We start from the raw sequence: 10,995 nt of genomic DNA, 5'->3' as shown, positions 1-10,995 counted from the left end.
GCCGGGTCCATCACCGCCCGGCGCGCGCTGCGCCGGCGGCGGGACGACGCGGCTTGCGCGCGAATCCTGCCCACTCGTCTGGGTATCGGCTGGCGTGGTCCTGGCGGGCGCGGCGGGCCGGGAGGGCGTGACCGATTTGCCGGATTTACCGGGCTTGCCCGCTTTCGCGGCGGGCGCCGCAGGCGGCGGGAAGACGCCGTGCACACGCACCGACTCCAGATATCCCGGCGGATACAGGGATTCATCCGCAAAAGGCTTGGCGCGCGGGTTCAGGCCCGCCACCGTCTTGACGTCGCCACGCCGCATGCGGCCGTCTTGCGTATAGACGAAACGCTCGATGTTCGAGCCCTTCGGAAAATCGAAGGTCAGCGCGCCGCGGTCGTCCTGCACCAGCACGGCCGGCCGGTCGCGGCAGTTGCCCAGGTCCCACGACAGCACGTCGGACCCTTCGATGGCCAGCACGGTATAGCGGTAATCGCAGTTGCGGCGCTGCGTCTCGATGACGACCACGGTACGCGGCCCCACGTTCTCGGTGCGCGCGATACGAGCCGAGTCCACGTTGTTCAACGGCACCACGCGTTGATTGCCCGACAGCTTGACCGAGAAGTTCTTGCCTTCGCGGCGCAGCGTGCCCAGCCCCCCATCCTGCAGCGGGAACTGGCCGATCTCGGTGCCGAACAACACGGCGGTATCGACGCCATAGACCAGTCCGCCTCGGGAATTGGTCTTGACCGCGCACGCGCTCAGTCCTCCCAACAACAACAGCACGGCAGCAAGGCGGAGGATCAACGAACGGAATAAGAACGGGCGCATCGACATCATCGTGGTGGCGGGAAACCGGCGCCGGCCGGGCGCGGTTTCCGTCAAAGCCCTGCAATGTATCTCAAAGTTACAACGCAGGGCCAGGGTTGTTTCAATTGCGTCTTGCCAGCGCGGCGCTCAATCGGTCGCGGCCTGCTTGTGTTCCAGCGCATCTTTCACCAGTTCACCCGCGCTATGGCGGATGGTGGACACGCAGCGCGTCGCGATGGCGCGCAACAGCGCTTCGGCGGGCAAGGTGTTGGACGCCGCCACAAAACTCTCCAGCGACGCCGACACGCGGCCGGCCTTCGGGCCCTGGTCCTGCTGCAACGTCAGCTTGACGGCCTTGCAACGGTTATTCACCGCGTTGAGGATTTCCAGCAGTTGCACACGGGTCAGGCCCAGCTCGTCCGCGTCCACGAAGCTGGGGTAGACCAGGCGCAGGAACTCCGGGTCGGTCTCGCTCAGGCTGAAGTACATGGTGCCCAGGTCGGGGTGGCGGAACAGCACATCGCCGTCGTCGTCGATGCGGGCGACCAGGCCCAGTTCTTCTTGGACCACGGTTTGGTAAAGGGCCGTCAGGGCGGTGGGGTTGGACATGATTCGACTCTCCGTGAGGAAGGATGGCGGCGGGGAAATCCGCGCCCTTGCCCCCTGCTACGCACCGGGCCCGAAAAGGTTCGAAAAATTTTCATCAAAAAAAATCGAACCTTTTCGGCGGCCACGCATAGCGATGGGTACAGGCACTCCCGCCGCCAACCAAAAAGGAAAGACCATGCAAGGTAAAGCGCTACGCGACGTATTGATCCAGGCCAAGACCCACGGCGCACGCTGGGCCGCCACCGCCGCCCAACGCGTCAACCGTGGCGACGCCGCGGGCGCGCTGCTGTTCCTGCTGGCCACCACGGCGCTGGCCGTGATCACGGTACGCATCATGGGCTCGAACGCCAGCCTCAGCTTCTATGACCTGCTGCGCCTGCAGAACGGCGGCGACGTCCGGGGCTCGCAAAGCACGGGCGCCGGCATCTATGCGTTGTTGTGGCTGCTGGCCGTGATCGGTCCGCTGCTGCCGTCCCTGATGCCGCAGCGCGCTGCCCGCCTGGGCTACTTCTTGCCGCTCGCTCTTTGGGGCATCGCCCTGGCCGGCGTCGCGTCGCAGGTGCGCGAGCTCATGAACGCCACACGTCAGTTCGCCGGATTCATGGGCAATTCAAGCGCCAGCCGCAACATGGCCGGCGACATGGCGTCATCGTTGTGGAGCAGCCTGAGCTTCGGCTTCGGCTTCTATCTGTCGCTGGCCATCACCGTTGCCTTCACCGTCCGCGGCATTGCCGTCCTGCGCCGCCGCGCTTGATTTTCGGCCCTTGCGCGGCTAAGGTGCCGCAGCCCTCACCTTGGAGGGCGGGGGCATTTTCCGCCGATGGGCTGACGTTCCGCGTCCAGTTCGACATCAAGAATCTGAACCATGAACTCGCTCGACCCCAAGCGCTACGTCATCAACAACGTCGACGCGCTGCTGCGCATCATGCATGCCGATCCACGTTACGCGCTGGAATTTCGCAACAAGGCAGAACAGCACATCACGCTGAAGCTGCGCAAGAAATTCTTCAACACCTCGCCGGAAGGCGTGGTGGACGCCTTCAATAACGCGCTCATGAAATTCCTGCAAACGCGCACGTTCCGGGATGAAGGCTTCCAACACGGCCAGCCGGCCGGCGGGTGGGCCGCGCACGAACTCGCGGTCAGCAAGTTGGGCGGCTACCTGTACCGGGGCTCGTTGCACGAACTGATCCAGATGCATCGGCGCACGCGGCATGAAGTGAGGTGGGCCGAGCCTGCCGGGGCCGGCGAGCAGGACGACAACGTCTTCAACCCCGCCGAAGACGTGGGCGACCCCTCGCCGTTCGCCGACCCTGCCCACGCCTACGAGCACCTGTCGCTCATCAAGCGCATGCGGGATTGCCTGAACAAACTCAGCGACACCCTGCGCGACACGATGTTCCTGTATCTGGACGAGGTTCCCATGGCGCAGATCGCGCGGCAGCAAGACCTGCATGTGCCGACCGTCAAGAGCCGTCTGCACGCCGCGCGCAAGCTCGTGGCCGAATGCACGCGCAAAGGAATGGACTGATCATGTCTGAAGACCGCGTACTGTCCTATCTGTCTGGCGAGCTCGACGACGACGCCCGCCGCGCCTTCGATGCCGACATGGCGCGCGACCCCGCGCTACGGGCCGAGGTCGAAGCATGGCGCAACCTGGCCCAGGCGCGCCAGCTGGCGCACAACGACATCGGCCGGGCCGACCGCGATTCCGCGTTTCTCCGCGCGCTGGCCGAACGCCCGCAACCTGCGCCGCCTTCGCTATCCCGCGCGCACCGGCTGCGGCAATGGCTGTGGCCCACGCCCGCCAGCCCGTTGATGCCGCTGGGCTGGGCGCTGGCGGTCACGCTGGCCGTGATGGTGGCGCAGCAGGCGCCCCTGGATGCGCCCGCGCCCGGGGACGTGCTGACGCGCGGCGGCGGCTCCTGCCCACGGCTGGTGGTGGACCTGCCCGACACGCTTACCGCCAAGCAGTTGCGCAACACCTTGTCCCAGTTCGCCGTGTCCATCGTCGAAGGCCCGGATGCCGACGGCCGCTACGTGCTGAGCGCCGCGCGCGAATCCTCGCTGCAAGACGCGGCCGCGGCGCTGGGCGTCCTGTCCGCCGCCGCCGGTCCGGCGGGCGCCTGCCCCCGGCCTTGAGGTTCCACGCATGAAGACACCCTTGCCCCCCGCCGCCGCGCCCCTGACGCGCCGACGGTTGCTGGCCGCGCTGTTGGGCGCCGGCCTGTTGCCGATGCACGCAGGCGCCCTTGCCGCCCCCACCCCTGCCACGGGCGCCACGCCGGCGCCGGCGCCGGTCCTTTCCCGGCGGCGGTACGCGCTTGTCATCGGCAATGCCCGCTACGCCGTGCCGGCCAACGCGCTGATCAATCCGGTCAACGACGCGCGCCTGATCGCGCAAACGCTGCGCAAGCGCGATATCGACGTCACCCTGCTGACGGACCTGACCACCACGCAGATGGAAGCCGCCGTCGACGCATTCGCCGCGCGGGCCCAGGGCGCGGATCTGGCGCTGGTGTACTTCGCCGGACACGCCGTGGCCGTGGATGACGTGAACTACCTGTTCGGCGTAGAGCTGCCGATGGCCGTGGGCGACGTCCGCATCCGCACGGCGCAGCAGGGGTCGCTGAGCCTGAAGCGCGTATCGCAGGCATTGCGCCGCGCGGACATCCGCGCGCGGCTGATGGTGTTGGACGCCTGCCGCACCAACCTGACGCGCGGCGCGTCGACGGCGGGGCTCGTGCACACCGTGCCCGCCGGCGGTGAACTCATCGCGTTTTCCACGCAGCCCGGCGCCACGGCCGAGGACGGATTTGGCAGCGAGGGGCCCCGCCACAGCCCCTACGCGTACTACTTCGCACAAGGGCTGGACGCCCTGGCCGCCGCCGCCCCGGTGGAGAACTTCTTCAAGCAATTGACGGGCGACGTGCAGGTCGCCACCGCTTACCGCCAGATCCCGCACTACGCCAGCAGCCTGGTCGGCACCGTCACGTTCACGACGCTGGCCGATGGCCAGACGCCCGCGGTGCCGGGCGGCAAGGGCGGGCAAGTGGGGCGCGGCCCCTCGCCCACGCTGGGACGCGACCTGATCAAGGCGCGCATGAGCGCGTGGGAATACGAAATCGAACGCGGTGCGCAATACCTGGACGAGCCCCGGTTCGCATCGTTGCAGGCCCGCGCGCTGGCCGGCGACGTGGTCGCCATGACCACGCTGGGCCTGATCGCCGAAAACGGCGAACACGTGCAGCAGGACTACAAGCTGGCGGCACATTGGTATCAGCGTGCCGCGGACCAGGGCTTCGCTCCGGCGCAGACCTACCTGGGCGAACTGGCCGGCATGGGGCGGGGCGTGCCCAAGAACTACAACGTGGCCGAACGCCTGTTCCGCGACGCGGCGGACGCCGGCCACCGCCGCGCCGCGCTGGACCTGCTGGACCTGCGGGTGCGCATGGGCGAACCGCCGGATCCGCGCGAATGGGCCGCCGTGCTGAACGACGCCGCCCGCAATCCGCCGGGCATGCCGCCGTTGCAGGGCGTGCCCGACATGCTGCGCGCGCTGGGCGTGCGCCCGCCAGGGCAACCCTGACCTCGTCGTCCGGCGCCACTTCGGCTAGGATGGAGCCATCGCCCAGCCGAAGGAGACAGCCATGCCCTCTATCAAGCATCTGGCCTGCGCGGCCGTCATCGCCGTGTCGCTGCCCTGGGCCGCGCAGGCCGAAACCGTTACCTTGCAGGCGGCAAGCGCCACGCCCGGCGCCGATCCACATACCGGCGCCCGCGTCGTGGATGTGGCCTTGAAGCCCGAAAGCCAGAAGGCCTTGGCCGACTTCACGCGCAACCGCGTGGGCAAGCGCATTCAGCTGCGTTCAAACGGCGTGCTGCTGACGTCGGCCACGCTGCAAAGCCCGCTGGCAGGCGACAGCTTCCGCATCACCGCCGGTGAACATGGCTTTGCCGGCAAGTCCGCCGAAGAGATCGCCCAGGGCATCATGAAAGACGGCGGGCTGACCATCGACGACGAGAACACCGCGAAATAGCGCCCATCCGGCGGGCGCTCAGGCCGTGATTTCGAACAGGCCGGCCGCGCCCATGCCGCCGCCCACGCACATCGTCACCACCGCGTAGCGCACCCCGCGCCGGCGGCCCTCGATCAGCGCATGCCCCGCCATGCGCGCGCCCGACATGCCATACGGATGGCCAATCGCGATGGCGCCGCCGTTGACGTTCAGGCGGTCGTCCGGAATACCCAGCTGATCGCGGCAATAAAGAACCTGGCAGGCAAAGGCCTCGTTCAGCTCCCACAAACCGATGTCGTCCACGGTCAAGCCGTGCCGGGCCAACAAGCGGGGCACCGCCAGCACCGGCCCGATGCCCATTTCCTCCGGGCGACAGCCGGCAACGGCCATGCCCCGGTACGTGCCCAGCGGCGTCAGCCCCCGCCGACGCGCTTCGGCCGCTTCCATCACCACGCACGCCGACGCGCCGTCCGACAGCTGCGACGAATTGCCGGCGGTGATGTATTGCCCGGCATCCAGCCGCTGGCCGTTCTTGAAGACGGGTTGCAGCTTGGCCAGGCTGTCCAGCGAGGTCTCGGGGCGGTTGCCTTCGTCGCGCGCCAGGGTCACCGGCTGGGCCGAGGTGTGCCCCGTCGCGCGGTCGGTCGCCAGCATGACGGCGCTCAAGGGCACGATCTCGTCATCGAAGCGCCCCGCGGCCTGCGCGGCGGCGGTGCGCTGCTGGGAGCGCAATGCGTACGCGTCCTGCGCCGCGCGGGGGATGCCGTAGCGGCTGGCCACGATCTCGGCCGTTTCCAGCATGCTCATGAAAATCTCGGGCTGCTCGCGCATCAAGGCGTCATCGAACCAGCGGTGGCGATTCATGGTGTCGTTCTGCACCAGCGAGATCGACTCCAGGCCTCCCGCCACCACGATGTCCATGCCTTCCTGAGTCACCTGCCTGGCCGCCGTGGCGATCGCCATCAGGCCGGACGCGCATTGGCGGTCCAGCGTCATCGCGGCGACTTGCGCGGGCAAGCCCGCGCGCAACGCCGCTTGGCGCGCCACGTTCATATGCGTCGTTCCTTGCTGCAAGGCGGCGCCCAGGATCACGTCTTCGACCTCGCCAGGCGCCAGCCCGGCGCGCGCCACGGCATGCGAAATCGCGTGGCCGCCCAGCGTGGGCGCCGTCGTGTCGTTGAACGCGCCGCGATAGGCCCGGCCGATCGGCGTGCGGGCGGTTGAAACGATGACGGCTTCTCTCATGGTGGTTTTTCCTGTGTTTCAGCGATGCCAGACGGTGTGGCATTGCTCGCGTGCGAATTGGGCGACGTAGTACGGCCCCAGGCCGCCCTTGCCGGTCATGCCCGACCCCTTCCAGCCGCAGAACGTCTGGATGCCCGGCCATGCGCCCGTGGTCGCGCCGCTGGCGCGGTTCACGTACAAGGCGCCGGCGTGGGCACGGGCCAGGAACAGGTCGATCTCGTCCTGGTCTTCGGCGTAGCAGCCGGCCGTCAGGCCGTAGTCGACGGCATTGCCGTCGTCGATCGCGGCATGCAGATCGGTGAACGGCAATACGGAAACGACCGGCAGGAACAATTCCTGGCGGTTCAAGCGGTGGTCGGCGGGCAGGCCAGCCGCCACGGCGGGCCGCACGTAATGCCCATAGGCCAGTTCGCCCGCGCTGAGGCGTCGTCCCCCCGCCAACAAGCGGCCCGAGGCCCTGACGTCTTCGCAGGCCGTCCGGTAGCGCCGCCATGCCGCTTCGTCGATCAGCGGCCCCATGAAGACGCCACGTTCGCGCGGGTCGCCCACGGAGACGGCTTCGGCGGCGGCGCGAAGGCGTTCCAAAAAGGCATCGTGCACGGACGCGTGCGCGTAGACCTTCGAGCCGGCCGAACACTTCTGCCCTTGCAAGCCGAAAGCGGAACGCAGCACGCCCTGCACCGCCGTGTCCAGGTCGGCGCTGGCGGTGACGTAAGTGGGGTTCTTTCCGCCCATCTCGGCGATGACGGGGCGCGCGTGGCGGCCCGCAGCCACGGCCTGCAACAAATCCATGCCCACTTCCAGGCTGCCCGTAAACGCGTAACCGTCGATGCCCGCGTGATGCGCCAGCATGGCGCCCGTCTGCGCGCCGCCGAACAGCCCATTCACGCAACCTGGCGGCACGCCCGCGCCATCGCAGGCGCTCAATAGCAGCGCCCCCGTCAACGCGGCGCGCGGCGAGGGCTTGTAGACCACCGAATTACCCGCCAGCAGCGCCGCGCAGACCATGTTCACGGACAAGGCCAACGGGAAATTGAACGGCGCGATCACCGCGAACACGCCGTAGGGGCGCAACACGTCATGCGTGCTTTCGTTGTCGAAGGCGCGTGCCAGCGGCTGCCGGTAGCCATCACTGCGTTCGGCCTGATCGCAGTAGTAGCGGATCAGGTCGACGGCTTCCTCGGCCTCGCCCAGCGCCTCCAGGCGGGACTTCCCGATCTCGATCATCGTCGCCATGGCGAAGTCGTACTTGCGCTCGGACAGCACCATCGTCAGCCGGCGCAGCACCGCGATGCGTGCCGCCCAGCCCTGCGCCGCCCAGGCCGGCTGCGCGCGCCGGGCGCAGGCCACCGCCTGGTCGACCGTCTCGGCGCCGGCACTGGGAAAGCGGCCGATCAGCAGCCAATGGTCGATCGGCGAATACGATTCCTGCAACGGCTCGCCCGCCACCGCGCGGCCATCGAAGCGATGCCGATGGTCCAGCCCCAGCATGCGCGATTCGAAATCGGGCAGGCGCCGGTCCAGCAAGTCGTGCACCGCCGAGAAGTCCGTGTGGATATTGGAATACGTGACGCGAGGCAGGGTGTGGTCGATCACGGTCGCTCCCGGACGTCGTTCAGGCGGGCGCCGAGGCACGCACCAGCGGCTCCAGCGCGCGCCGCAAATCGGGCGGCAATTCAACGGGCCGGCTGCTGGCGCGCTCGACGTAGGCGTGGGTGTAGCTGCCCTGCGCGGCCGCGGTGTCATCGTCGCCGCGAAACAGCGCGAACTCGTAGGTCACGCTGGTACGGCCCAGGCGGCCCACGCGTAATCCCAGCACGACCCGATCGGGAAACGCCACGGGGCGGAAGTACGACGTCTGGCTATGCACGACCAGGCCGATCACTTCACTGTTGTTCAGATCCAGCACGCCCAACTCCACCAGCGTCTGGTTGACCGCCGTATCGAAGTACTCGTTGTAGACCACGTTATTCATGTGGCCGTAGACATCGATGTCGCGCAGGCGCGTCGTCATCGCGAGCAGGCGCGGATAGTCGCTGCGAACGTGCGGCGCGGCGCGCTGCGGCTGGGCCGGCGATGGCGCCGCGCCGCTCATGCCGCCTCCTGCGCGCGCTTGAGAATGCGGGCAACATGCGCCAGGCCCTCGGGCGGCTCGATCAGGCTGGCCAGGCTGGCGATCTCGTCGAAGTGCGCGGCGATGTTCTCGGGCGTGCGCTCGCCTTCCGGGAAATACCTGCCCGCGCTTTCCACGATGGCCAGTCGCGCATAGGTGCCGGCACCCGCCAGCAGCGCCACGCGGCTGGGCGCGCCCTCGGCCACCAGGAACAGCGCGGCGGGCGTGACGTGCGCCGGGTCCAGCGCCCGCAGTGCATCGGCATCGAACATGGCGGCCGTCATGCGCGTGGCCGCCGTGGGCACCAGCGCGTTGACGTGAATGCCATGTTTCTGGCCCTCCAGATGCAGCACGTTCATCAGGCCCACCACGCCGGCCTTCGCCGCGCCATAGTTCGACTGACCGAAGTTGCCGTACATGCCCGACGTGGACGTGGTCATCAGGATGCGGCCGTAGCGCTGCTCGCGCATGATCGGCCAGACGGCGCGCGCGCAATTGGCCGATCCCAGCAGATGCACGTCGACGACCGCATTGAAGTCGTCGGCGCTCATCTTGGCGAAGGTCTTGTCGCGCAGGATGCCCGCATTATTGATGAGGATGTCGACGCGTCCCCAGGCGTTCATCGCGCGCGCCGTCATGGCGTCCACCGCGGCGCTGTCGCAGACATTGCCGCCATCGGCGATGGCTTGGCCACCCGCGGATCGGATTTCGTCGGCGACCGCCTCGGCCGCGCCCCCGAAATCGTTCACCACGACCCGGCAGCCGCGCGCCGCCAGTTGCAGCGCGTGGCGGCGGCCCAGCCCCTGGCCGGCGCCGGTCACGATGGCGACGCGTTCATCGAAACGAATGCTCATTGGGGTCATCCTTGAAGAATGGTCATGGTGATCCAGTCGGCCACCAGCGCGGGGCGCGCCGCGCCCTCGATCTCGACGGTAACGGCATACCGGGTGGTGAACTCGCGCGCGTTGCGCGGCGTGAACTCGCTCAGCACGAAACGGCCGCGCACCCGCGCGCCAACGGGCACCGGCGTCAGGAAGCGGACTTTGTCGAAGCCGTAGTTGATGCCGATGGCGCCATCGAAGGCGGGCAACACCTTCTGGCTCAACGCCGTCAGCAACGACAGGGACAGGAAGCCGTGCGCGATCGGCCCGCCGAACGCGCTTTCACGCGCCGCACGCACCGGGTCTACATGAATGAACTGGTGGTCGCCGGTAGCGTCCGCGAACCGGTCCACCTGCGCCTGCGAAATGGTCACCCATTCCGACACGCCGATTTCCTGCGACACCTGGTCGGCCAGGGCCTGGGGACTGCAAGCTGCTTGAACAAGATCTGTGGTCATGGGGCGGCGGGGAATATCCAGGGGAAAAACCGCGCGATTCGGCACGGGCCCGTGTTTCAAGGCACTAAAACATACCGAGTAGTATAAACTTCGTTTTTTGAGTTTGTACAGTCGATCGCAAGCCGCCGCGAGCGCGCAACGCGCCTTCCGCCAGGCAATGCACCGACTGGCAATTGGCTAAACTGGCGCTTTGCCGCAACGCATGGATGGAGTAGAAGCGCATGAATGGGGAACCTACGGTGACGGCTGCACGCGATGACGGCATGGGCAACATCGAACTGCTGACGGCCGCGGCCGAGTGCTTCATGGAGCAAGGGTTCCACGCATCCAGCATCGACGACGTCGCGCGCCGGCTGGGCGCCACCAAGGGCCGGGTCTACCACTACTACCGGTCCAAAACCGACCTGTTTTTCGACGTGCACCGCGAAGGCATGCGGCGCAATTTCGAGGCCGTGCGTCCGGCAATGAAGGAAAAAGGCACCGCCGCCCACCGCTTGGCGCTGATGCTCAAGCACCACGCGCTGTCGATGATGGAGAACCTGGCATTCGAGACGGTCGTTGTGCAGGGCGTGCACATGCACCGCCTGGGCGCCACCACGCCGGCCCAGCGCCAGACGCTGGCCGAGCTCATGACCATCCGCGACGACTTTGAAGCGCTGTTCAAGCGCGTGGCCTACGAGGGCGTGGAAGACGGCTCTCTGGCCATCGACGACGTCTCCGTCGCGGTCAAGGCGGCGCTGGGCGCCATCAACTGGCTGGCCGTCTGGTACCGGCCGCGCCTGGGGGAAACGCGCGACGACCGCGAGATTCTCGCGGGCAAGGTCGTCCACACCATCATCGCCGGACTGGGCGCGCGCCCCTGAGACAAGCGGCTTGCC

13 protein-coding genes are annotated in these 10,995 nt (G+C 67.8%); 6 read left to right on the top strand and 7 right to left on the bottom strand.

Going from position 1 to position 10,995, the window contains the following annotated elements:
* The coding region (locus ACE039_RS15015) for a hypothetical protein (RefSeq protein ID WP_485822707.1) at nt 1-813 on the bottom strand (813 nt) is incomplete at its 3' end.
* Between the two features lie 126 nt (nt 814-939).
* Complete coding sequence (locus tag ACE039_RS15010) at nt 940-1,401, bottom strand: hypothetical protein (RefSeq protein WP_105558788.1); 462 nt, start codon at nt 1,399-1,401, stop codon at nt 940-942.
* 175 nt (nt 1,402-1,576) lie between these two features.
* Here ACE039_RS15010 and ACE039_RS15005 point away from each other — a divergent pair, with 175 nt between their 5' ends.
* The 5 genes from ACE039_RS15005 to ACE039_RS14985 all read left to right on the top strand — a co-directional run bounded on the left by ACE039_RS15005 (nt 1,577) and on the right by ACE039_RS14985 (nt 5,441).
* A complete protein-coding gene (locus tag ACE039_RS15005) occupies nt 1,577-2,155 on the top strand; it encodes a hypothetical protein (RefSeq protein ID WP_485822706.1) in 579 nt (192 codons plus the stop codon).
* Between the two features lie 111 nt (nt 2,156-2,266).
* Nucleotides 2,267-2,932 carry an RNA polymerase sigma factor gene (locus ACE039_RS15000; RefSeq protein WP_105558790.1) on the top strand — a complete coding sequence of 222 codons (666 nt, stop codon included), beginning with the start codon at nt 2,267-2,269 and terminating at the stop codon, nt 2,930-2,932.
* A 2-nt stretch (nt 2,933-2,934) separates the two neighbouring features.
* Entirely contained in the window at nt 2,935-3,543 is a 609-nt protein-coding gene (locus ACE039_RS14995) for a hypothetical protein (RefSeq protein WP_485822705.1), read from the top strand.
* 10 nt (nt 3,544-3,553) lie between these two features.
* Complete coding sequence (locus tag ACE039_RS14990; protein ID WP_485822704.1) at nt 3,554-4,990, top strand: caspase family protein; 1,437 nt, start codon at nt 3,554-3,556, stop codon at nt 4,988-4,990.
* 61 nt (nt 4,991-5,051) lie between these two features.
* Nucleotides 5,052-5,441: a SecDF P1 head subdomain-containing protein gene (locus tag ACE039_RS14985; RefSeq protein ID WP_485822703.1), complete on the top strand. Its 390-nt coding sequence runs from the start codon at nt 5,052-5,054 to the stop codon at nt 5,439-5,441.
* An 18-nt stretch (nt 5,442-5,459) separates the two neighbouring features.
* Here ACE039_RS14985 and ACE039_RS14980 read toward each other — a convergent pair whose 3' ends face one another.
* The 5 genes from ACE039_RS14980 to ACE039_RS14960 are packed head-to-tail and all read right to left on the bottom strand — an operon-like array spanning nt 5,460 to nt 10,117.
* Complete coding sequence (locus ACE039_RS14980) at nt 5,460-6,665, bottom strand: acetyl-CoA C-acyltransferase (RefSeq protein WP_105558794.1); 1,206 nt, start codon at nt 6,663-6,665, stop codon at nt 5,460-5,462.
* A gap of 18 nt (nt 6,666-6,683) precedes the next feature.
* Entirely contained in the window at nt 6,684-8,261 is a 1,578-nt protein-coding gene (locus ACE039_RS14975) for an aldehyde dehydrogenase family protein (protein ID WP_485822702.1), read from the bottom strand.
* A 19-nt stretch (nt 8,262-8,280) separates the two neighbouring features.
* Nucleotides 8,281-8,760 (bottom strand): acyl-CoA thioesterase, encoded by a 480-nt coding sequence (locus tag ACE039_RS14970; protein ID WP_485822701.1) that lies wholly within the window; start codon nt 8,758-8,760, stop codon nt 8,281-8,283.
* Complete coding sequence (locus ACE039_RS14965) at nt 8,757-9,632, bottom strand: SDR family NAD(P)-dependent oxidoreductase (protein ID WP_485822700.1); 876 nt, start codon at nt 9,630-9,632, stop codon at nt 8,757-8,759. Before ACE039_RS14965 ends, ACE039_RS14970 begins: the two co-directional genes overlap by 4 nt.
* Before the next feature lie 5 nt (nt 9,633-9,637).
* Nucleotides 9,638-10,117 (bottom strand): MaoC family dehydratase, encoded by a 480-nt coding sequence (locus tag ACE039_RS14960; protein ID WP_485822699.1) that lies wholly within the window; start codon nt 10,115-10,117, stop codon nt 9,638-9,640.
* Nucleotides 10,118-10,338: 221 nt separating this feature from the next.
* Between ACE039_RS14960 and ACE039_RS14955 the strand changes: the two genes are divergently transcribed.
* Nucleotides 10,339-10,980, top strand: coding sequence for a TetR/AcrR family transcriptional regulator (locus ACE039_RS14955; RefSeq protein WP_105558799.1), 642 nt, complete (start codon nt 10,339-10,341; stop codon nt 10,978-10,980).
* The last annotated feature ends 15 nt before the right edge of the window (nt 10,981-10,995 follow it).

The sequence above is a fragment of the Achromobacter maghribensis genome (assembly GCF_057334215.1).
The sequence above is the reverse complement of the archived record's forward strand: the minus strand, read 5'-3'. Positions and strand labels throughout refer to the sequence as shown.

Excerpts from the sequence above, each read along its gene's own strand:
- ACE039_RS14990 (WP_485822704.1), top strand. The coding sequence starts at position 3,554 with ATGAAGACACCCTTGCCCCCCGCCGCCGCGCCCCTGACGCGCCGACGG.
- ACE039_RS14965 (WP_485822700.1), bottom strand. The coding sequence starts at position 9,632 with ATGAGCATTCGTTTCGATGAACGCGTCGCCATCGTGACCGGCGCCGGC.
- ACE039_RS14960 (WP_485822699.1), bottom strand. The coding sequence starts at position 10,117 with ATGACCACAGATCTTGTTCAAGCAGCTTGCAGTCCCCAGGCCCTGGCC.
- ACE039_RS14955 (WP_105558799.1), top strand. The coding sequence starts at position 10,339 with ATGAATGGGGAACCTACGGTGACGGCTGCACGCGATGACGGCATGGGC.
- ACE039_RS15000 (WP_105558790.1), top strand. The coding sequence starts at position 2,267 with ATGAACTCGCTCGACCCCAAGCGCTACGTCATCAACAACGTCGACGCG.
- ACE039_RS14985 (WP_485822703.1), top strand. The coding sequence starts at position 5,052 with ATGCCCTCTATCAAGCATCTGGCCTGCGCGGCCGTCATCGCCGTGTCG.
- ACE039_RS14970 (WP_485822701.1), bottom strand. The coding sequence starts at position 8,760 with ATGAGCGGCGCGGCGCCATCGCCGGCCCAGCCGCAGCGCGCCGCGCCG.
- ACE039_RS14995 (WP_485822705.1), top strand. The coding sequence starts at position 2,935 with ATGTCTGAAGACCGCGTACTGTCCTATCTGTCTGGCGAGCTCGACGAC.
- ACE039_RS15010 (WP_105558788.1), bottom strand. The coding sequence starts at position 1,401 with ATGTCCAACCCCACCGCCCTGACGGCCCTTTACCAAACCGTGGTCCAA.
- ACE039_RS15005 (WP_485822706.1), top strand. The coding sequence starts at position 1,577 with ATGCAAGGTAAAGCGCTACGCGACGTATTGATCCAGGCCAAGACCCAC.
- ACE039_RS14980 (WP_105558794.1), bottom strand. The coding sequence starts at position 6,665 with ATGAGAGAAGCCGTCATCGTTTCAACCGCCCGCACGCCGATCGGCCGG.